Source organism: Candidatus Polarisedimenticolia bacterium (assembly GCA_036001465.1).
In the GTDB taxonomy this organism is placed as follows: domain Bacteria; phylum Acidobacteriota; class Polarisedimenticolia; order Gp22-AA2; family Gp22-AA2; genus Gp22-AA3.
This window is the reverse complement of the sequence record DASYUH010000032.1, coordinates 85,953-107,351: the sequence shown is the minus strand read 5'-3', so window position 1 is coordinate 107,351 and position 21,399 is coordinate 85,953. Positions and strand designations below refer to the sequence as shown.

The following is a 21,399-nucleotide window of genomic DNA, read 5'->3' as shown; positions in this document are numbered from 1 at the left end:
GAGAGCGAGGCGCAGGAGGGCTCTCCTGGGCAAGGTCGAAGACCAACCATCACGTTCACCGAGGAGGACCGATGAAACACCCACTCTTGATCCTAGGCGCAGTTCTCATGGTCAGCCTGATCGCCGCCCAGCTGAATCCTGTGGTGGCGGCGGGCAAGACGCACGACGTGTCGGCGACGATCGTCTCCGTCGACACGCAGGGCAAGAAGATCACCTTCCAGGATGATGCGGGTGCGACGAGCACGGCCGCCGTTCTCGACAAGGCCGTCGAGAGCCTCAAGAACGTCAAGGCGGGGGACAAGGTCGTCCTGACCTGCCGTGACACCGAGACTGGGACCATCGAAGGGGTGATCGCGATCAGGCCCGCCCCGACCAACAAATCCTAGCGCGACCCGTCGTTTCGCGCTCGTTCTGATGGGGGTGCCGGGGTCGATCGATTCCCGGCGCCCCCTCTTTTTGCTCGCGAGCACTCCTAGCGCGAGTGGGTCCGGACGACCTGCTCGAGCCAGGGGAGAGACGCCCAGCCGACCTCGACATGGCCGTTGATCAGGAAGCCCGGCGTGCCGAGGGCGTTGGCGTCCAGGGCCTCCTTCGCCTCGGCAGTCACCCGCTCGCGCAACTTCGGGTCGTCGAAGTCGCGCTCGAAGCTGGCGCGATTCAGGCCGAGGCGTCCCGCCAGCTCGACGAGGGCGCTGCGATCGAACGTCCGGGTTTCGAGCAGGGCGGCGTGATACTCCCAGAACTTCCCCTGCCTCTGCGCCGCCTTGGCGGCGGCCGCCGCGTCGTAGGCGTTCCGGTGCATCACCAGCGGGTTGTGGTGCAGCTCGACGCGCAGCTCCCCCTTGAAGCTCGCCACCAGGTTTTCCATCTCGCGGGCCGCGCGCGGACAGACAGGACACTGGTAGTCGGTAAAGAAAACGAGCGTGTTCGGGGCGCCGGCCGGGCCCAGGGACGGGTATCCCTCGGGCGGGGAGTGGCGCTCGACACCGGCCGCCGCAGGGGCTCCGGCAGCCGCCGCGACCTTGCTGCCGGGAGGGGCGGGGCGCGCTGGCTGCCCGGGGCCCCCGGCCCGGGCGGCGGCCCCCGAGAGCAGGACCGCCGCCAGGCAGGACACGGCGCTCATCCGAATCGAGGTCATGTGGGTGTCCAGTCCTCCTATGGCGGGTGGATCGTTCGATTCGTGCCCCCCATGTACCGTCTCAAGGAGGAGGCGTCAACCGCATTCGAGGTCCGGGCCGCCCGGTCCCGCCGCGGGTGCCGGATACCGCGACCGCACCCCGCTCTCGTTTTACCTGCGTCGCTCCATCGCGAGCCTCAGTCCCCCTTCTTCCGGTGCCGGTCGAACCATCCGACGATGTTCAGCATCTTCGCCATCCAGTGGCTGGGTCGTCGGCTGATGCCATGCGGCTCGCCGGGGACCCGCACCAGGACGGCCTCGATGTTCAGGAGCTTGAGGGCCTGGAAGTACTGCTCCGACTCCGACATCGGCGTCCGATAGTCTTCTTCGCCGGTGATGACCATCGTCGGCGTCCGGACGTTCTTCACGACCGACAGGAGGGAGCGCTTCTCGTAGTGCTCGACGTTGTCCCAGGGAAATCCAGGGAACCAGTATTTCTCCACGAAGGACGAGATGTCGGCCGTGAGGACGAAGCTGTACCAGTTGATCACCGGATAGGCCGAGGCGGCGGCGCGGAACCGGTTCGTCCGGCCGATCATCCAGCAGGTCAGGACCCCTCCGCCGCTGCCGCCGGTGACGAAGAGATTATCCGGGTCGACGTACCCTCTGGCGATCGCCGCGTCCACGCCCGAGTTCAGGTCGTAATAATCGTCCCCCGGATAACTGTGATGGATCAGGTTGCCGAACTCCTCCCCGTAGCTCGTGCTGCCGCGCGGATTGACGTAGAGCACGACGTAGCCGCGGGCGGCCCAGAGCTGTTTCATGAAGTCGAACCGATCGCCGTAGTTGGCGAACGGGCCTCCGTGGATCTCGAGGATCAGCGGGTATTTCCTCTTGGGGTCGAGGTGGGGAGGCTTGACCACCCAGCCCTGGATGGGGCGCTTGTCGAACGATGATTCGTAGCGGATCTCCTCCACGTCCCCCAGGGTCTTGTGGGCCAGGAGGTCGTCGTTCACGGCGGTGATGATCTTGACCGGCGGGCCGTCGAGCGTCCCGACCCCCACGTCACAGGGGACATGGGGGCGGGTGCAGGTGATCGCGTAGCCGCGCCGGCCGCCGGTGGAATACGTGCCGTCTCCGTAAGTCCCGCCGGGCCCGCCGATGTCGGCGGCGACGGTCTTGAGCGCGCCGTCGAGTGTCATGAATCCGAGCTTGGTGTTCCCCTGGTCGTCGTACATGAAGAAGATGCCGCTCCCGTCCCGGGCCCACAGCGGGTGCGTCACGTCCCGATCGAGCTTCGCCGAGAGCAGGCGCGATCCGCTCCCGTCGCGCTTCATGACGTAGAGCCGCGTGACCTGGTAACCCTGGTACCGGTCGTCGAACCCCACATAGGCGATCTGCGTCCCGTCGGGCGACAGGGCCGGTGAGTCGTCCGGTCCCTTGCGATGCGTGAGCTGCCGGACGGCGCCGTCCGCCACCGCGAACTCGTACACCTCGGTGTCGAGCGGCTCCAGCTCGTAATCGGGGCGGCGGATGGCCGACAGGATCAGGTACCTGCCGTCGGGTGTCCAGACCGGCTCGCTGGCGGTGAAGGCGGTCCCCCCGTGCTGGAAGTCGCCGCTCGAGATCTGCCGCGGCGTCCCCCCCTCCGCCGGCACCACGAACAGGTGCGTGTACCCGGACTTGAGATATCCCTCGCCGTTGTAGCGGTAGACCAGCTTGTCGATGGTGGTCGCGGGCTCGGCCCACTTCGCCCCCTCGGGAGGAGCCGGGAGAGTGGCGATCTTCGGGGCCTCCTGCGGCACGAAGCTGGTGAAGGCGATCTGCCGGCCGTCGGGGGACCAGACGGGGCCGGACGGCGGGAACCCCAGGTTGGTCAGGCGCGCCGTCTGGCCGCCGTCGAGCCAGCGAACGTAAATCTGCGGCGCGCCGTCCTGATCGGATATGTAAGCCACACGCCTCCCGTCGGGCGAGAAGCGTGGTGAGGCGTCGCCGCGGTGCCCCGTCGTCAGCGGCCGGTTCTGGCTGCCGTCGGTGTTGATGATCCAGAGATTTGAGTAACGCTGGTCGGTGAAGACGTCCGAGAAGCTCCGGACGTAGAGGACGCTCCGGCCGTCCGGCGACATCTGGGGATCGGTCGCCAGCTCGAGGTCGAAGACATCCATCTCGGAAAGCCGGTCCGGGGTGGACATCGCCGCTCCGAGGACCGGGGGGACCGTGAAAGCGAGCATCAGAAGAAGACCGACCGCGCACTTCGACAGACACCTGATCATCGACAGTCTCCGCAAGACGTCGGTTGAGGGTTGGACTGAGATGGCGCGGCGCGATGCTAGAACCGGGGCCGCGGGCCTGTCAACCGGGCGGGGCTATGATGGACGGGCCCGCCGCGGGGGCGGGCAGACGGGGCACGGAGGGCCGGGACAACAGCCTCCCGGTGTGCCAGAAGTTACAGATAGCGAAATCCGGACGAGGCTAAGTTCGCGGCAACCTGAACCTCTCCCCTTCGACCCACAGGAGGGATTGTCCCCCTCCGGTCCTGGCGACGACGCGGACGAGCTGACCGTCGCTCCGGGACCGGAGGGCGGACACCCCCTGGGAGCGATTCGATCCCGGCCATGCGCGGCGGGGGATGGTGACGACTTACTGGGTTTCGGGGCGGTGAACCCGGTCCAGACCGGGTCGGTCCAGGATCTCGATCCGCTTGCGTCCCAGCCGGAGCATGCCCGACTCCTGGAACGACTCGAGCGTCCGGCTCACCACCTCGCGGGTGGTCCCCAGCTCGTCGGCCAGCATCTGGTGCGTGGCGGTGATCGGCTCCCGGTGGCGGAGGAGGCGGGAGGCGAGCCGCTGATCCACTCGCCGAAACGCCACGTCGTCGATCAGGGCCATCAGGCGCGCCATCCTCTGGGAGAGAGATTGAAAAACGAAGGTCCTGAACGCCGCTGATTTCAGCACCAGCTCCACGAACAGATTGCGCGGGATGCCGAGCAGGGTCAGCCTGGTCTCGGCCGTCCCGACCGCCGGATAGGGGGTCGCGCCCAGAAGCGCGACAACGGTGATGACGCAGCTCTCTCCCGGGTTGAGCCGGTACAGCAGGATTTCGTGGCCGTCGGGGCCGAATTTCGAGGCCCGGATGATCCCCTCGACGAGCAGCGGGTAATCGGTGCAGGGGCTGCCTTCGTCGAACAGCCGCCGGCCGGCGGGGGCCTGGACGAGCCTGGCCCTCGCGTCGACCTTGCGGAGCAGGTCCGGAGGAAGTTCCTTGAGCACCGGGTAGCAGCGGATGAACCTGTCCCGGTCGGCCTTCTTCGTCCCCTGGGGGTCCGTTCCGTCCTTCATGGGCTGATTCTACCCCGTATCGCCGCAGGCGATCACCTCTTCCTCGGAGCGCCGGATTACGGATTCCAGATCCCCTCGGCTCCGGGCATTCTTGACTCCGCTCCGGATCACACTAGATTGCCGTCAGAGGACTGCGGGCCCCGTGGGGCTCTTTGAGAACCGGGCCTCGCGCGGGGGGCCGTTCGGAGTTGAGAAAGACGGATGGAGATCCCGGTTGATTCCGAGGTGGCCCCGCCTCGGCGCGGCGCTCCTGATCGGGGCCCGGAACCGGCTCGAGACACTCCGTTCCCTCGTCGCGGACGACCCCGGACATTCCAGAGGCTGCACAGGCAGGAGGATTTCGAGGGGACCGGCATCGGCCCCAACGTCCGGCGCATCATCCACCGTCATGGCGGCCGGACCTGGGCCGAAGCCGAGGTGGACAGAGGGGCCGCGTTCTATTTCTCGCGTCCGCAGATGAGGGAGAAGGCCTGATGCCCCTGCGCATCCTGCATCTCGAGGACGAGCCGAACGACGCGGAGCTGATCCGGCAGACGCTCGCGAGGGACGGTCTCATCTGCGAGCTCGAGGTGGCGACCCGGCGCGAGGAGTTCCTGGCCGCGCTCGACCGCGGGGAGCCGGAGCTGGTCCTGTCCGACTTCGCCCTGCCGGGGTTCGACGGCCCCGCCGCCCTGCGGATCGTCCGCGAGAGGACCCCCGAGCTCCCCTTCATCATCGTCTCGGGAACGCTCGGCGAGGAGGCGGCCATCGAGAGTCTCCGCAGCGGGGCGACCGACTACGTCCTCAAGCACCGGCTGTCCCGGCTCGGCCCCGCGGTGCGACGGGCGATCGAGGAGGCGGCCGAGCGCCGGAAGCGGCGGCAGGTCGAGGAGACTCTGCACCACGACCGGCAGTTCCTCCGTGCCCTTCTCGAGAGCCTGGAGGTCGGAGTCGCCGCCTGCGACGCCGACGGGGTGCTGACGCACTTCAACCGCGCCGCGCGGGAGTTCCACGGCCTGCCCGATCTGGGCGGGCTGCCGCGGATGAACCTGATCCGGGACTGCCTCTTCCGGGCCGACGGCAAGGCCCGGATAGACGCGAACGAGCTGCCTCTCGTGCGTGCCCTGCGCGGCGAGCGGGTCCGTAACGCCGAGGGCACGATCGTGCTTCAGGATGCGCCGTCGCGCTCGATCCTGATGAGCGGCCGGCCGATCGTCGATGCGCAGGGCCGGAAGCTCGGTGCGGTCATCGCGATCCAGGACATCACCGAGCGGAAGCAGCTCGAGGGACAGCTCCGGCAGGCGCAGAAGATGGAAGCGGTGGGCCGGCTGGCGGGGGGGATCGCCCACGATTTCAACAATCTGTTGAATGTGATCACGGGCTACGGCGAGATGCTCTCGGATCACTTCGCGGCCGGCGATCCGATGGTCGCCCGCGTGGACCAGATCAAGAAGGCGGCCCAGCGGGCCGCGGGGCTCACCCGCCAGCTCCTGGTCTTCAGCCGCAAGCAGGTGATCGAGCCGCGCGTGATCGACCTCAATGCCCTGCTGGCCGAGACGGACAACATGCTGCGCCGCGTGATTGGGGAGGACGTCGAGCTGATCACTATCCAGGGACAGGACCTCGGGCGGATCAAGGCCGATCCGGGGCAGATCGAGCAGATCATCATGAATCTGGTCATCAATGCCCGCGACGCCATGCCGCAGGGAGGGCGTCTCAGGATCGAAACGGCGAACGCCGAGCTGGACCCGGCGTACGTCCGGCAGCATCCCGGCGCCCGTGCCGGCTCGTACGTGAGGCTGGGCGTCACCGACAACGGCGTGGGAATGGACGCGGAAATCCAGAGTCACATCTTCGAGCCGTTCTTCACCACCAAAGAGACGGGCAAGGGGACCGGCCTCGGCCTGGCCACCGTCTACGGCATCGTCAAGCAGAACCTCGGCTACATCTGGCTTTCCAGCGAGCCGGGGAAGGGAGCCGCCTTCCACATCTATCTGCCTCGCGTCTACGAGAACCCCGAGGCGGCGCAGGCGCGCGAGCCGGCGCGGCCTCCGCGCGGCACGGAGACGGTCCTGGTCGTGGAGGACGAGGATGCGGTCCGCCACGTCATCCGCGAGGCCCTGCGCCAGTTCGGGTACACCGTCCTCGAATCCGGGGACGCGGAGGAGGGGCTGCGTCTGTCGGAGACGCACGCGGGCCCGATCCAGCTTCTGGTGACCGACATGGTGATGCCCAAGATGAGCGGCTGGATCCTGTCGCAGCGGGTCCAGGCCCATCGCGCCGATATCAAGGTCCTCTATATGTCGGGTTACACCGACAACTCCGTCGTGCAGCAGGGGGTCCTGGAGCGCGGGCTGGCGTTTCTCCAGAAGCCGTTCACGCTGAAGGCCCTCGCCGTCAAGGTCCGCCAGACGCTCGACGCGCCCCAGGGGGACACCTCCCCGCACCCGAAGAGTTCGACCGGCCAGGCTCCAGGCTCCTAGCGCAGCGCCGCATCGAAGCGGGCCGCCAGGCGGAGCGAGACCTCGGCCTCGTCCCGCCGTCCGAGGCGCTCGTCGCAGCGTGCGATCAGACGGTAGCCGGTGGCCGCGTTCGGAGAGAAGCGCAGGCCTCCGCGAAGCGCCTCGTCCGTCCAGGCCGCGACGACGCCGGGCTCGGCCTTTCCGGACTCGAAGGCCGCCAGGGCCCTCGACAGCAGAATGTCGGGATCGTCGGGCGCCAGGGCGGCGGCCCTCGCCAGCGTGTCCGCGGCCCGGGACATGTCGCGGCGCAGCATCCAGTGCCGTCCGATCGCCCACACGGCATCCGGGTCGTCGCGCAGCATCTCCAGGCGACGCAGCTCCCCGTCGTCGAGCAGGCCCGAGGCCAGCGCCTCGTACCGCACCGCCGCGGCCGCATCGCCGCGCCCGCGGCTGACGAGGGCGAGGCCGCGCCATGCGCCTTCCGCCTCCGCGGGGTAGCGGGCCGCGTCCGCCGCCCGATGGAATTCGGATTCCGCCGCTTCGGAGCCGCCGGCTCGATCTCCGAGGAACGTGTGGAGCTGGATGAAGAGCAGGCGCCGCTGCCGGGCGATCTCCCGATCGGGAGCGTGCAGGAGCGCCGCCAGCACCACGAGCACCACGACGGACACGGCCGGCTTGCGTCCCTCCCGCGCCCGGACCCGCCGGCCCAGCCACACGAGGGCCGCCGCCGCGAACGGCAGGAGCATCGCCTCGAGCTCCAGCCGGAAGCGCGCTCCGACGTAGAACAGGCTCATCGTCACCGCCGGAAGCAGGAGAAAGCCCGGCAGGGCGAGGCGGCGCGTCCCTCCGGGCGCCGCCCTGTTCCAGCAGAGCGCCAGGCCGAGCAGGGCCAGAGGGGCCACGATCCCCATCCCGAAGGAGGTCCAGGCCGAAAGGCGGTGATCTTTGAGGAGAAGCGGCAGGCTGTCGTGCCCCTCGTAGGGGCGCAGGAGGTATCCGAGCTTCCGCGCCTGCAGGCCGAGCTGGCGGACAAGGCCCCGCCGCTCGATGCTCCGCCACCCCTCCGCGCGCCAGAAACGGGACGCCTCGCCCGGCGCCAGGTCGCGCCCGGCGGCGAGCGCCGCGAGCCGGCGGGAGACGCGGTCATCGAGTCGATCGAGCGGGTCCTCCCCCTCGCGGTAAGGCGCATGCATCCAGGCGTAGGCGAGGGGGGGCGGAGCGTAGCCGAGGCCGGAGGCGGCGTGATTCTGGCTGGTGTAGAACACCCACCCGCTCGACGACGTCACCGGGATGATCTCCCCCGAGGCCCGGACGTTCTGCCAGGCGACCGGCAGGATCGGAAGGAGGCACCCGGCCAGGAGGCAGGCCGGGGCCGCCAGCGCCGCGAGCCCCGGGCGCGCAGGACGCGCGTCATGCCAGAGCACGACCGCCAGAAATCCGGCGAGGAGCATCGCGTCGGGCCGTTGCGCCGCCCGCAGGCCGAGGAGCAGCCCCGCCACGGCGAATCGCCAGAACACCGGCCGGTCCAGCGCCGCCACAAAGGCCGTAGCGGCGGCGCAATAAAGGACGAGCCCCAGCCCGTCCGATTCGAGCTCGATGGAGAAGAGGAGGAACGGACCGAAGGCCGCCGCCATGACTCCCGCCACGACCGCCTCGGCCGGCCCGAACAGCCGCTTCGCCAGATCCAGGATGAAGACGCAGGCGAGGGCCCCCAGGACCGCCTGCGCGACGCACAGCGCCGCCGGTGTCGCGCCGGCCCGCATGAGCAGGGCCAGCCAGTAGATGTAGGCCGGGGAGTAGCCGAACGGCTCGCGCGCCACCCACCCGTCGGCCATCAGCCTGTGCGCCAGCAGGGGGAACTTCTCGAAGGCGGCGGCGGGATCGAACGCCCGCGCCATCGCCAGAAGGCGCAGCCCCAGAGCGAGCCCGAACACGGAGGCCACGGGGCCGATCGAGGTCCGCAGCTTGTCCATCGGCTAGGAGCCTCTCTACCTTCCCAGCGGACCCGCGCCAGGATGCGGGATGGCGGGAAGAACTTCCCTGCGAATCCAGATTTCATCGCGCAGGTAATCGAATCGGTACTCGGGCGCGTGGACGATGGTCAGCGGCCGGTAGTCCACCATGAGGTTCGGCTCGCTTCCGACCTGCCTCTGCGCGGCCGGGAGCAGGGCGCCCAGGTCCTCGACCATGGCCAGGCTGCGCCCGGGATAGACCACGTCGACGCCGGCGGCCAGCGCCTCGCTCAATCCCCACAGCCTGTGGCCGGCCTCGCCCCCGCGCTGGTGCGTTACCGGGGAGCACAGGCCGTACAGATCGAACGTCGCGAGCCGCGAAGCGTACGGCAGCGCTCCGGAGGGTCCCGCGGCCAGGCGGGTGCCGGGCGGCAGGCTCCTCCCGGCCCACGTACCCAGCGACTCCCACCAGCGAGACTGGGCCCGGCCCTCGGCCATCGCGCGCCACGCGCGCCCCAGCGGCACGACCGCCGGCAGGGTGGGCGGCGGTGTGAGAGGCGAAAGCAGCAGGAGGCCCCAAGCCGCCGAGCCCGCCACCAGCCAGCGCGACGTGCGCGCCGCGGGGAGGATGGCGGCGCCCGCGGCGAGGACGACCAGAAGGGGCAGAAGATAGCGACCGCCGGGCATCCAGTCACCGCCGCGCAGGACAACCAGGATGGTGAGAAGCGCCGCCGGCGCGAGGATCGGGAGGAGCGCCTTGTAGCGCGCGCCGAGCCACGCCAGCGCCGGGAGAAGTGGCCACCACTCGAGGGCGACCGCTCCAAGGTAGAGAAGCCCCTGGTCGGGACCCGCGGGCGCAAGCACTCCCTTGACCAGCGCCGACCGCGGCACGGGAAGACCGTAGAACAGGAGCCTTCCACAGGCGATGGCCGCCGCGCCCAGGGCGGTCCCGAGGAGAGCCGCGCGGCCCGCGCGGCCGAGACGGCTCCAGAATGGCGTCGCCCCGAGTGCCAGGATCGCCCCTTCCGGGCGCAGCGTCGCGACGAGAACGCCCGCAAGGGCCGCCGGACCGCGGCGATCGCGGGCGACGGCCGCGGCCAGCCCCCAGAGTCCCAGGGCGAACGCGGAGGTCTCGAGGCCGGTCGCGGCGTACAGCACGCTCGTGGGGACCGCGGCCCAGACGATCGCCGCCCGGGCAGCGCCCCGGGGGCCGCCGGTCGTGCGACCGAAGGCGGCGGCGCACCACGAGGCGAAGCAAGCCGCGACGAGAGACAGGATCCGGCCGCAGCGGGCGGTATCCAAACCGCTCGTGGCGCCGGCCAGCGCCAGGACGCCGATCCAGATGCCGCCGCTCGCGCCCTCCACGCGCTCCCCTGGGTTGAAGACGGGGCCGTGGCCCGCCACGACGTTGGTCGCGTAGCGGAACTGGATATAGGCATCGTCCACCAAGCCGTTTGCGGCGATTGCCAGGATCGGAGTGGACAGGAGCGCCAGGACCAGGGAGAGGCCGGGACGTCGCTCGACGAGGAGGACGGCGAGGGCGAGAAGGAGAAAGGCCGCACTCCACCAGGCGAGAGGTGGGCCGAGCCGATCGAACATCGTGGCAGCCGGGGCCGCTTGATGCTCCCACCCGGCCGGCAGGACGACCGTGTTCACCGGGGGAGCCTAGCACGGGAGGTGTAGTAGGCTTCCTCCGATGTCCCCTCAAGACAGGCTCCTAGACACCCCGGACCGCTTGCGGCTGGCGCTGCGCGAGACGTTCGGCTTCGACGGCTTCCGGCCGGGACAGGAGGAGGCCGCCGGAGCGGTCCTCGACGGACGCGACCTCGTGGCGGTCATGCCGACCGGGTCGGGGAAGTCGCTCTGCTTCCAGCTGCCTGCCCTCCTGCTCGAAGGGACGTCGGTGGTCGTGTCGCCGCTCATCGCGCTCATGAAGGACCAGGTCGACAACCTGAGATCCCGGGGCGTCGCGGCCGCGGCGCTGCACTCGGGGCTCGGCGCCGCGGAACGCGCCTCTGTGGAGCGTGAGCTCGCGGCCCGGCGGCTGCGGCTCGTCTACGTCGCGCCGGAGCGGCTCGCGAGCGCGCGGTTCAACGCCGCCCTGGCCGCGGTGCCCATCGCGCGGCTGATCGTGGACGAGGCCCACTGCATCAGCCAGTGGGGCCACGATTTCCGGCCGGACTACGGCCGCCTGGGGGAGCTGCGCCTCAGGCTCGCCGTCCCGGCCGCCGCGTTCACGGCCACGGCGACGCCGGAGGTCCGTGCCGACATCGCCCGGCAGCTGCACCTGTCGGATCCGCTCGAGCTCGTGACCGGATTCGACCGCCCGAACCTCACGCTGGCCGTCGAGCCATGCCGATCCCGCGCCGACAAGGCCCGCGCCCTCGACCGCCTGCTGCGCGAGGTCGGGACCCCCGGCATCGTCTACGCGGCGACCCGGAAGAGCGTCGACCTCTGGGCGGGGGTCCTCGAGGCGCGTGGGCTGCGATCCGGCCGCTACCACGCGGGGCTCGGCGATGCGGAGCGCGTGCGGGTGCAGGACGACTTCCTTGCCGGCCGGCTCGACGCGATCGCCGCCACGAACGCGTTCGGCATGGGCGTGGACAAGCGCGACCTGCGTTTCGTGGCGCACGCCGAAGTGCCTGGAAGCCTCGAGGCGTACTACCAGGAGGTGGGGCGCGCCGGACGGGACGGCCTGCCGGCGCGTGGAGTCCTGCTGTTCGGGCCGGCCGACGTGCGCACGCAGGAATTCTTCCTGGCGGGGTCGAACCCGTCGCCGGCCGTGTTCCGGCGGGTCTGGGCGCTCCTGGGGACCGGGGCGGACGACGCGACGATCGAATCCGCCGGCTCCGGGGACGCCGCCGGCGCCATGGCGGCGGCGACCGCGGCGCGCCTGCTGCGGAGGGCCGCGGAGCGCCTCGGGCGGAGCCCCGGCAGCGGCGGGCCCCCCATGGATTTCGCGGCCCAGGCGGACAAGGCGCGGCGCGACCGGGGGCGCCTCGACACCATGATCCGCTACGCCTTTGGACGCGGCTGCCGCACGCGCTTCATCTACGACTACTTCGCCGGCGCCGGGCGAGGCGCGGCAGTCGTCCGCTGCGGAACCTGCGACGTCTGCCTCGGCTGGCGGCGGGCGGAAGGGCGGCCGCTCGACGATGGGGAGTTCGAGCGCGTCCGCATCGCCCTGTCGGCCGTGGCCCGCCTGCCCGCCCGCTTCGGCGTGGAGCGGATCGCACAGGTCCTCACGGGCAGTCGGAGCCAGGCGGTCCTCGATCGCGGTCTCGACCGTCTTCCCACGTTTGGACGGCTCGCCGACTTGAAACTGGATGAGGTGAAGGGACTGCTCGAGGTGCTGGTGGAGGCGGGCCTTCTGGAGCGCCGGGGCATCGAGGGGAGCCGCCCGGGCGCGTTCGTCCTTGCGCTCAGCGCCGAGGGGGTGGCCGTCATGCGCGCCGACCACCGCCCGCTGCTGGCGCTTCCCCGTGGCGAGGCCCCGAAGGAGCCCCGCAGCCGGCGGAAGCCCGCGATCGAAGCGGTGCCTGGCGCCGGGGCGAGACCCGACGCCGCGCTGCTCGGCCGCCTGAAGGCATGGCGCGCGGCGGAGGCGAAGCGCCGGCGCGTCCCCGCCTACGTCGTCTTCCACGACTCGACGCTCGAGGCGCTGGCGGCACTCAAGCCGAGCGATCGCGGCGGGCTCAAGGCGGTCAAGGGAGTCGGCCACACGAAGCTCGAGACCTATGGCGACGACCTCCTGAGGGTCCTGGCCGGACGTCCGCCCGAAGCCTAGGAACAGGTCCGGGCGCTCGGACAGGATCCCGGCCCGGCCGCCGGCCGTTTCATCTGGTACCATGAGGCGGCCCTGGAAAACCCCCAGGGCAGCGGGGCAAGGCAGTGAACCGAGCCTTTCCGATCGTCGCCGCGGCGGTCATGGCGCTCGCGTTCCAGCGGGCGGGCGTGGTCTCCGCCACAGCCTCGGCGCCGCAGCTCAAGGTCTTCTTCGCGGCCGAATTCAAGGACACCCTCTACCAGCAGAAGACCTACAAGAAAGTGGCGTCGTCCTGGAAACGGCCGGCCGACACGCCCAAGCCCGGCAACAAGGCGGTGGTGATCGCCGTCATCCAGAAAGACGGCAGCATCCCCGAGCCGGTGCTGCACTACAAGAGCGGCTCCGGCACCTGGGATGCGGCGGCGCTCGACGCGGTCCGGAAAGCGGCCCCCTTCGATCCCTTGCCGAAGGGGTATCCGCGTCCGTCGGTCGAGGTGCATTTCCACTTCGAGTCCGGCTGATCCCGGCGCCTTCCCGGGGGCCTCGAATCGGCGCGCCCCGCCCCGATTCGGCTTGATCCATCTCCAGACGGAACTTAGGTTTCTGCCTCCGGGGGGGAGTGTGCGCGCGCGTTCGCGTCGGCTCCCCGTGGAGGCGGGGATGGGCGGTTACAGAATCGTCGTCGTGGCGTGCCTCGGTTGCATCCTCCTCCTGTCGGGGCCTCGCGACGTCCGTGCCGGTTCCGGCGACGCGGGGGCGAGGCCGACCGGGGGCCCCCCCGCGGCGGGATCCGCCGGGGAGGAGATGATCCTCTTCCAGGAGCTGCCCTCGGTGTTCGGGGCGTCCAAGTACGAGCAGAAGCCGAGCGAAGCGCCCGCCGCGATCAGCATCGTGACGGCCGAGGAGATCCAGAGATACGGCTACCGGACCCTCTCCGAGATCCTGCGCAGCGTGCGCGGCATCTTCACCACGTACGACCGGAACTACAGCTATATCGGCGTGCGGGGTTTCAATCGCCCCGGTGACTACGACACCCGCATCCTGCTCCTCCTGGACGGCCACCGGCTGAACGACAACGTGTACGACCAGGCGGCGATCGGCACGGAGGCGGTCGTGGACGTGGAGACGATCGAGCGCGTCGAGATCATCCGGGGCCCGAGCTCGTCGCTGTATGGGACGAACGCCTTCCTGGCGGTCATCAACGTCATCACCAAATCGGGGCGGGACCTGAAGGGGCGGGAGGTCTCCGGCTCCGGTGGCAGCTTCTCGACCGGACAGGCCCGGGCGGCCTACGGCGCCCGCCTGGAGAACGGCCTCGAGATGTATCTGAGCGGCACCTTCAGCGACAGCGGCGGCCAGGATCTGTTCTACCCCGAGTACGACAGCCCGGCGACGAACGGTGGCTGGGCCAGGGGCGCCGACGGCGATCGGTTCCGCCGCGCCTTCACCAAGTTCGAATGGGCAAACGCCCGGATCGTGGCCGGCTACTCCAGCCGCGCCAAGCACGTTCCCACCGCGTCGTACGGGACCGTCTTCAACGACGCGCGCGAGCGGACCTCCGACGAGCGCGCCTTCGTGGACCTGCGTTTCGAGCGGGAATTCGGGTTGTCGTCGCGGCTGGTCGGGACCGGCTCGTACGACGGCTACTGGTACCGGGGGGACTATCCGTACGCGGCCAGCTATTCGAAGGACTACGGCTACGGCGAGTGGTGGACGGGAGAGGTGCAGGCGATCACCATGCGCTTCGATCGGCAGAAGCTGATCGGAGGGACGGAGATCCGCACCAGCTCGAGGCAGGACCAGGGCTTCTACGACGCCGAGCCGTACTACCTCTACTTCCAGGACAGACGGCGGTCGTCCATCTGGGCGCTCTATCTTCAAGATGAGATCCGCGTCCGGGACAACCTGATCGTGAACGTCGGCCTGCGCCACGACGATTACGACACCTTTGGCGGCACGACGAACCCGCGGGTCGGCGTCATCTACGCGGTCGGGGACGCCACGACCCTCAAGCTTCTTTACGGACGGGCCTTCCGGGCGCCCAACGTCTACGAGCTGTACTATCAGGACGGCGGCGTGTCGCAGAAGGCCAATCCAGACCTGCGTCCCGAGACGATCCGGACGCTCGAGGTCGCCGCCGACCACACCTTCGGCGCCCGCGTGCGCGGCTCCGCCTCGGTCTACCGGTACGGGATCAACGACCTGATCACGCTCGGAACGGACCCGCTGGACGGGCTCGACGTGTTCGACAACGTCGAGCGCGCCCGGGCCGAAGGAGTCGAGCTCGAAATCGAGGGCGCCTTCAACCGCTTCCTGGAGGGGCGCGTGAGCTACGCTCTGCAGCGCAGCCAGGACGCCTCGACCGGCGCCACGCTCACCAACTCGCCGCGGCACCTCGCCAAGGTCAACCTCACCGTCCCCTTCCTGGCCGAGAAGCTCGTGGCCGCGCTCGAGATGCAATACACGAGCAGCCGGGAAACGCTCCAGGGCGGCCGGGCGGGCGGGTTCGGCGTGGCCAACGTCACGCTTCTCAGCCGGGCCTGGAGGAAGGGCCCCAGCCTCTCGCTGAGCCTGTTCAACGTTCTCGACAAGAAATACGCCGATCCGGGGGGCGCCGAGCACCTGCAGGTGGCCATCCCGCAGGACGGCCGGAGCGTTCGAGCCCAAGTGAAGTACGAGTTCTAAGGCCTTCCATGAGACGCGAGCCGACGCGCGGACCCTTCCTGACGGCGAGCCGGATCGCCGCCACGGTGCTCGTCCTGCTCATCGCTCAGGCCGGCGCGGGCGGGGCCGCCGTCCTGCCGGCGGGGATGCGGGTCGCCGCGATCGTCAGCCAGGACGCGGTGCCCTACGAAGAGGCGCTTTCGGGATTCAGGAGCCATTTGGAGCGACAGGGCGTGGCGGTGCAGATCGACGTCTATCCGCTGCACGGCGACCCGGCGGGCTCCGACGCGGCCCTGCAGAGCGCGCGCCGGGATCGGGCGCAGGTCCTTCTCACGCTCGGCTCCCTCGCCACCCAGGAGGCGGTGCGGCAAGTGAAGGACACCCCGATCGTCGCCGGCCTGGTGCTGAAGGCGGACGACCTGGAGGAGGCGGCCAACGCCACCGGCGTGGTCCTGGAATTTCCCGTCGAGCTCGAATTGCGCTGGCTGCAGCGGATGCTGCCCGGGCTGCGGAACATCGGCGTCCTGTTCAATCCTGCGGAGAACCAGGATCGGATCGACGAGGCCACCCGCGCGGCGAGGGACATGGGGCTGACCCTGCATCCCCGCAAGGTCACCACGCCCAGGGATCTTCCCGGAGCTCTCGACAGCCTCGGCAATCGCGCCGATGTCCTTTGGGGAGTCGCGGACCAGGTGGTCCTGAATCCCCAGACGGTCAGGCCCATCCTGCTCTTCTCCCTGCACAACCGGATCCCCTTCGTCGGCCTCTCGGCCACCTGGGTCAAGGCGGGAGCCCTCTATGCGCTCGACCGGGATTACGGCGACATCGGCAGGCAATGCGCGGAGATGGCGGTGAAGATCCTGCAGGGGACGGCGCCCCGGTCGATCGTGCCCGCGCCACCCCGCAAGGTCGTCTACTCGGTCAACATGAAGACCGCCCGGATCCTGAAGCTCGACATCCAGTCCGGCCTCCTGCAGGGGGCGCTGGCGGTGGTCGATTGAGGAGGAATTCCGCTCGGCCATGAACATTCCCGCGATCAGGAGAATCGGGCTGGCCGCCAAGTTCAACGCCCTCGTCGTGGCGTCGATCCTGGCGACCATCCTGAGCGCCGGGGCGCTCGCCGTGCGCGAGCAGATCACGGCCAGCTACCGGCAGCTCCTGTCGGACGGCGCCGCCGTGGCCGCGATGGTGGCCAGGAACAGCGAGTACGCCATCTATACGGAGAATCGCGAGGCCCTGCAGCAAGTCGTCGAGGCGCTGGCCGACCATCCATCGGTCGCGTACGTGCGCCTGGTGGATCGCGCGGATCGAAGCCTCGTCGAGCGGGCCTTCAGCTCCGGGGCGTTGCCCGCGCTCATCCACCACGGACGGCGGGTGGAGGGGACGCAGGCGACGTGGGCCGATCGGGCCGACCGGCTCGACGGCCGCGGTTTCATCGACCTGGTGGTTCCGGTCGCGGGCTCCGGCGGGCAGGCGGATTCGGCTCTCTTCCCCGGACAGGGCCCCGGATCCCCCGCTCAGGACCCCATCGGCTATGTGCAGCTCGGGCTCAGCCAGGAGGGCATGCGCCAGAGGATGCGCGCCTTCGCCATGCACGCGTGCGCCTCGGCCGCGGTCTGCGTCCTGTTCTTCGTCGGGGCCACGCTGTTCCTGACGCGCAAGATCACCTCGCCGATCCGGTCGCTCGCGGAGGCCGCGCGCGCCGTCGCGATGGGGAGGCTCGATCACAGCATCGGCGAGGTCACGTCGCGCGACGAGCTCCAGGATCTCCGGACCTCATTCGCCGCCATGCTCGATCGCCTGCGGGAGTCCCGCGCGCAGGTCGAGAGCTCGCAGCGGGATCTGGAGAACAAGGTCGAGCAGCGGACGCGCGAGCTCGAGATGGCCACCAAGAGGGCGTACGAGCTGGCCCACCAGGCCGACGCGGCCAACCGGGCCAAGTCGCAGTTCCTCGCCAACATGAGCCACGAGATCCGCACGCCCATGAATGGCGTCATCGGCATGACCGACCTGCTGATGGAGACCGACCTCACGCCGCCGCAGCGGAAATTCGCCGAGACCGTGCGGACCTCCGCCGAGGCGCTCCTCGGCGTGATCAACGACATCCTCGATTTCTCCAAGATCGAGGCCGGGAAGCTCGAGTTCGAATGCGTCGAATTCGAGCTGCGCCAGGTGGTCGAGGACGTCTGCGACATCCTGGCGCCGCGCGCGCAGGTCAAGGGGCTGGAGATGGCGTGCGTGATCCACGACGGCGTGGCGACCCACCTGCGCGGCGATCCCGGGCGGTTGCGGCAGGTGCTCATCAACCTGGTCGGCAACGCGATCAAGTTCACCGAACGGGGAGAGGTCGTGGTGCGGGTCACGTCCGAAGAGCAGGCGCGCGATGCGGCCCTCCTGCGCTTCGAGGTCACGGACACCGGAATCGGCATCGACAAGGAGTCGTGCAGCCGGATCTTCGACTCCTTCACCCAGGGGGACGGCTCGACGACGCGCCGGTACGGAGGCACCGGGCTCGGGCTGGCGATCGCCAAGCAGTTCGCGGAGATGATGGGGGGGGCGATCGGCGTCGAGAGCGAGCCGGGGAAGGGCTCGACCTTCTGGTTCACCGCCAGGCTCGGGAGGCAGACGCAGAGGGCCCGCATCAGGACGGGCCCGCGCAAGAACCTGCAGGGTCTCCTGGTTCTGATCGTGGACGACAACGACACGAACCGCGACCTGCTCCACCACCAGGTCTCCTCCTGGGGCATGCGGAACGGCTGCGCCGAGGGGGGGCGACAGGCGCTCGAGATGCTGCGCGAGGCGGCGGCCGCCGGAAAGCCTTACGACATCGCCATCCTCGACATGATGATGCCGGGCATGAACGGGCTGGAACTGGCCCGGCGGATCAAGTCCGAAGGCTCGATCGCCGGGGTGCGGCTGGTGCTGCTCACCTCGGTCGGCCTGCGGGGGGACGCGGCGGAGGCGCGACGCGCGAGGATCGAGGCGTACCTGAGCAAGCCGGTGAGGCAGTCGGACCTCTACAACTGTCTCGCCACGGTCATGGGACAGTCGGCGGATCCCAGCGTCCTGGTCACCCGACACACCCTGTCCGAGAAACGCCCGCTCCTGCAGGGCCACATCCTGCTCGGCGAGGACAACCCCGTGAACCAGGAGGTCATCCTGGCCATGCTCGAGTCGTTCGGGCTGACGGTCGATATCGCCGGCGACGGCGAGGAGGTGCTGCAGAAGCTCGGCGCCGGCGCCTACGACCTGGTGCTCATGGACTGCCAGATGCCGAGGAAGGACGGCCTGGAAGCCACGGCGGAGCTGCGGAGGCGCGAGCAGGCGGCCGGCCCGGGGCGCATTCCGGTGGTCGCTCTCACGGCCAACGCCATGGATGGGGATCGGGAGCGCTGCCTGGCCGCCGGGATGGACGACTATCTGAGCAAGCCCCTGCGGCGGGAGGTCCTGGAGACGGCCCTCGGGAAGTGGCTGGCGGCCGATCGGGCGAAAGCGGATCCGGCGCCGGTCGCCGGGAACGGTCCCGCCGCGCAGCCCGCCGCCGGCCCGCCGGCCGCCGCGGTGGCGGGTCCACCGGACGGCGACGATCCCATCGACATGAAGACGCTCGAGAGCATGCGCCTCGTCCAGCGCGAGGGACGGCCCGATCTTATCGGCCGCGCCGTGGGTCTCTATCTGAAGACCTCTGCCAACCTGATGAAGGACCTGCACCAGGCGGCCGATCGCGGCGAGGCGGAGATTCTCCACCGGACCGCCCACAACCTGAAGTCGAGCAGCGCCATGGTGGGCGCCCTCCGCCTGTCGGCCCTGTTCAGCCGGCTGGAGGCCCGGGCACGCGAGGGGGCCGAGGGGCTCCCGGCCGAAGCCCTGGCGGAAATCGACTCGGAGTTCGCCCGGGTGGTCCGGGCGCTCGAGGCCCTGTCGTGGAGCAGCTCATCGTGAACGACGCGGAAGCGCAGGACCGAAAACCCGTGATTCTGGTGGTGGACGACGACACCGCGATCCGCGAGCTCGTCAAGGAAGCCCTCGAGCACTTCCAGTTCGCCGTGGTGGAGGCCCGGAACGGCGCGGAAGGCGTGGAGGCGTTCACGGTCCACAAACCGGAGATGGTCCTGATGGACGTCCGCATGCCGGTGATGGACGGCTTCGCGGCGACGGCCGCGCTGCGCCTGCTCCCCGCCGCCGCCACCACGCCGATCCTGATCCTCACCGGCCTCGACGACACCGACTCGATCCGCCAGGCCTACGAGGCCGGCGCGACCGACTTCGCCAGCAAGCCGATCAACCTCTTCGTCCTGGGGCACCGCGTGCGCTACATGCTGCGGGCCAAGCACGCCCTCGACGATCTGCGGGGCAGCGAGGCGCGTCTCGCGAGCGCCCAGCGCATCGCCCGACTCGGGAACTGGGAACGGCAGATCAAGTCCGGGCGGATGCAGTGGTCGGACGAGATGTTCCGCATCTTCGGCGTGGACCCGAAGTCGTTCAAGCCGGACCTGAAGTCCTACCTCGAGCTTCTGCATCCCCAGGATCGGGAGCTGGTGGCGCGCGCCACGGGTGACGCGGTGCGCCGGGAGGGGCCCTACAGCTTCGACGCGCGCACCACCGGGCCCGACGGCGAGGTGCGTCACGTGCATGAGCAGGCCCAGGTCGTGTTCGACGAGGACGGCACGGCGCTGCGTCTCGAGGGCACGACCCAGGACATCACGGAACGCAAGAAGATCGAGGATCAGATCCGCTTCCTGGCCTATTACGACGGGCTCACGCGGCTGCCGAACCGGGCGCTGTTCATGGAGCGGCTCAACCAGTCGCTGGCCAACGCCCAGCGGCAGGGGCGGACGCTGGCGATGCTCTTCCTGGACCTGGACCGCTTCAAGCGGATCAACGACACGCTGGGGCACACCGTGGGCGACCGCCTGCTGCAGGCGGTTTCGGAGCGGCTCAAGAAATGCCTGCGCAGCACCGACACCATCGCCCGCGGCGATCCTCTGGCTTCGAGCGACAGCGTCGCCCGCCTCGGGGGAGACGAGTTCATCGTGACCATCTCCGACATCGCGCGCGGCGAGGACGCGGCCCGGATCGCGCACCGCATCATCGACTCGATGGCCGAGCCGTTCAAGCTCGAGGAGCACGAGGTGTTCGTCACGGGAAGCATCGGCATCAGCCTGTTCCCGCACGACGGCGCCGACGTCGAGACCCTGCTCAAGAACGCCGACTCCGCCATGTACCACGCCAAGGACGCCGGGCGGGGGAACTACCAGTTCTACAACACGTCGATGAACGCCTCCGCCTTCCAGCGCCTGGCGATGGAGAACGCCATGCGCAAGGCGCTCGAGCGCGGGGAGTTCATGCTGTACTACCAGCCCCAGGTGGACGTGGACACGGGGACGATTTTCGGCGCCGAGGCCCTGATCCGCTGGAAGCACCCCGACCTCGGCATGGTGTCGCCGGCCGACTTCATCCCCCTGGCCGAGGAGACCGGGCTCATCCTGTCGATCGGGGAGTGGGTGGTGCGCACGGCGGCCGCCCAGGGAAAGGCCTGGCGGGACGCCGGCCACGGGCGGCTGATCATCGCGGTCAACCTCTCGGGCCGCCAGTTCCGCCAGCAGCAGCTGGTCCACACCGTGGAGGACGCCCTGAAGGCGACGGGCTTCGATCCGAAGTGCCTCGAGCTCGAGATCACCGAGAGCATCCTGGTGCAGAGCGTCGAGGAGACGATCAACTCGCTGAAGCGCCTCAGGAAGATGGGCCCGCGCATCTCGGTCGACGACTTCGGGACCGGCTATTCGTCCCTGACCTACCTGAAGCGCTTCCCCATTGACACGCTGAAGATCGACCAGTCGTTCACCCGCGACATCGGCACCGACCCCGGCGACGCCGCCATCACGGCGGCCATCATCGCCATGGCGGAGGGGCTGAAGATGGCGGTGATCGCCGAAGGGGTGGAGACCGATGAGCAGCGCGACTGCCTCCTGGAGCGCCGCTGCAGGCTCATGCAGGGCTATCTCTTCAGCAAGCCGCTGCCGGCCGATCAGTTCAAGGCGCTGCTCGAGAAGCAGACGGCCGGTCACAAGATCGCCGCAGGGACTACGCCCCGCCGCCGGGCCGCCAGGTAAGTCTCGT

General features: G+C 69.7%; 13 protein-coding genes and 1 pseudogene. 9 read left to right on the top strand and 5 right to left on the bottom strand.

Annotation, left to right across the window (positions count from 1 at the left end; translation table 11 throughout):
• The first annotated feature begins 71 nt into the window (after positions 1–71).
• Positions 72–386 carry a hypothetical protein gene (locus VGV60_06280; protein ID HEV8700861.1) on the top strand — a complete coding sequence of 105 codons (315 nt, stop codon included), beginning with the start codon at positions 72–74 and terminating at the stop codon, positions 384–386.
• A gap of 86 nt (positions 387–472) precedes the next feature.
• Here the strand turns inward: VGV60_06280 and VGV60_06275 are convergent, their stop codons facing one another.
• The 3 genes from VGV60_06275 to VGV60_06265 all read right to left on the bottom strand — a co-directional run bounded on the left by VGV60_06275 (position 473) and on the right by VGV60_06265 (position 4,456).
• Positions 473–1,138 carry a thioredoxin domain-containing protein gene (locus tag VGV60_06275; GenBank protein HEV8700860.1) on the bottom strand — a complete coding sequence of 222 codons (666 nt, stop codon included), beginning with the start codon at positions 1,136–1,138 and terminating at the stop codon, positions 473–475.
• 176 nt (positions 1,139–1,314) lie between these two features.
• A complete protein-coding gene (locus tag VGV60_06270) occupies positions 1,315–3,390 on the bottom strand; it encodes a S9 family peptidase (protein HEV8700859.1) in 2,076 nt (691 codons plus the stop codon).
• A 367-nt stretch (positions 3,391–3,757) separates the two neighbouring features.
• A complete protein-coding gene (locus tag VGV60_06265) occupies positions 3,758–4,456 on the bottom strand; it encodes a Crp/Fnr family transcriptional regulator (protein ID HEV8700858.1) in 699 nt (232 codons plus the stop codon).
• 312 nt (positions 4,457–4,768) lie between these two features.
• Between VGV60_06265 and VGV60_06260 the strand changes: the two are divergent.
• Positions 4,769–4,930, top strand: a pseudogene (locus tag VGV60_06260) (ATPase).
• Positions 4,930–6,918: a response regulator gene (locus tag VGV60_06255; GenBank protein HEV8700857.1), complete on the top strand. Its 1,989-nt coding sequence runs from the start codon at positions 4,930–4,932 to the stop codon at positions 6,916–6,918. Before VGV60_06260 ends, VGV60_06255 begins: the two are co-directional and overlap by 1 nt.
• Here the strand turns inward: VGV60_06255 and VGV60_06250 are convergent.
• Together VGV60_06250 and VGV60_06245 are read right to left on the bottom strand one after the other, a co-directional pair.
• Positions 6,915–8,870, bottom strand: a complete 1,956-nt coding sequence (locus tag VGV60_06250; protein ID HEV8700856.1) for a glycosyltransferase family 39 protein — start codon at positions 8,868–8,870, stop codon at positions 6,915–6,917. The genes VGV60_06255 and VGV60_06250 overlap by 4 nt on opposite strands.
• A 15-nt stretch (positions 8,871–8,885) precedes the next feature.
• Positions 8,886–10,505, bottom strand: coding sequence for a hypothetical protein (locus VGV60_06245; protein ID HEV8700855.1), 1,620 nt, complete (start codon positions 10,503–10,505; stop codon positions 8,886–8,888).
• Between the two features lie 40 nt (positions 10,506–10,545).
• On the opposite strand from VGV60_06245, the gene VGV60_06240 reads away from it, so the two are divergent.
• The 6 genes from VGV60_06240 to VGV60_06215 all read left to right on the top strand — a co-directional run bounded on the left by VGV60_06240 (position 10,546) and on the right by VGV60_06215 (position 21,392).
• Positions 10,546–12,636, top strand: coding sequence for a RecQ family ATP-dependent DNA helicase (locus tag VGV60_06240; protein ID HEV8700854.1), 2,091 nt, complete (start codon positions 10,546–10,548; stop codon positions 12,634–12,636).
• A 104-nt stretch (positions 12,637–12,740) separates the two neighbouring features.
• A complete protein-coding gene (locus tag VGV60_06235) occupies positions 12,741–13,136 on the top strand; it encodes a TonB C-terminal domain-containing protein (GenBank protein ID HEV8700853.1) in 396 nt (131 codons plus the stop codon).
• A 139-nt stretch (positions 13,137–13,275) separates the two neighbouring features.
• Positions 13,276–15,300, top strand: coding sequence for a TonB-dependent receptor (locus VGV60_06230; GenBank protein ID HEV8700852.1), 2,025 nt, complete (start codon positions 13,276–13,278; stop codon positions 15,298–15,300).
• Positions 15,301–15,308: 8 nt separating this feature from the next.
• Complete coding sequence (locus VGV60_06225) at positions 15,309–16,280, top strand: ABC transporter substrate-binding protein (protein ID HEV8700851.1); 972 nt, start codon at positions 15,309–15,311, stop codon at positions 16,278–16,280.
• 19 nt (positions 16,281–16,299) lie between these two features.
• Positions 16,300–19,221 carry a response regulator gene (locus tag VGV60_06220; GenBank protein ID HEV8700850.1) on the top strand — a complete coding sequence of 974 codons (2,922 nt, stop codon included), beginning with the start codon at positions 16,300–16,302 and terminating at the stop codon, positions 19,219–19,221.
• Positions 19,203–21,392: an EAL domain-containing protein gene (locus VGV60_06215; protein ID HEV8700849.1), complete on the top strand. Its 2,190-nt coding sequence runs from the start codon at positions 19,203–19,205 to the stop codon at positions 21,390–21,392. Before VGV60_06220 ends, VGV60_06215 begins: the two co-directional genes overlap by 19 nt.
• Positions 21,393–21,399 lie beyond the last annotated feature (7 nt).

Excerpts from the sequence above, each read along its gene's own strand:
- VGV60_06225 (HEV8700851.1), top strand. The coding sequence starts at position 15,309 with ATGAGACGCGAGCCGACGCGCGGACCCTTCCTGACGGCGAGCCGGATC.
- VGV60_06275 (HEV8700860.1), bottom strand. The coding sequence starts at position 1,138 with ATGACCTCGATTCGGATGAGCGCCGTGTCCTGCCTGGCGGCGGTCCTG.
- VGV60_06250 (HEV8700856.1), bottom strand. The coding sequence starts at position 8,870 with ATGGACAAGCTGCGGACCTCGATCGGCCCCGTGGCCTCCGTGTTCGGG.
- VGV60_06280 (HEV8700861.1), top strand. The coding sequence starts at position 72 with ATGAAACACCCACTCTTGATCCTAGGCGCAGTTCTCATGGTCAGCCTG.
- VGV60_06265 (HEV8700858.1), bottom strand. The coding sequence starts at position 4,456 with ATGAAGGACGGAACGGACCCCCAGGGGACGAAGAAGGCCGACCGGGAC.
- VGV60_06230 (HEV8700852.1), top strand. The coding sequence starts at position 13,276 with ATGGGCGGTTACAGAATCGTCGTCGTGGCGTGCCTCGGTTGCATCCTC.
- VGV60_06255 (HEV8700857.1), top strand. The coding sequence starts at position 4,930 with ATGCCCCTGCGCATCCTGCATCTCGAGGACGAGCCGAACGACGCGGAG.
- VGV60_06240 (HEV8700854.1), top strand. The coding sequence starts at position 10,546 with ATGTCCCCTCAAGACAGGCTCCTAGACACCCCGGACCGCTTGCGGCTG.
- VGV60_06270 (HEV8700859.1), bottom strand. The coding sequence starts at position 3,390 with ATGATCAGGTGTCTGTCGAAGTGCGCGGTCGGTCTTCTTCTGATGCTC.
- VGV60_06220 (HEV8700850.1), top strand. The coding sequence starts at position 16,300 with ATGAACATTCCCGCGATCAGGAGAATCGGGCTGGCCGCCAAGTTCAAC.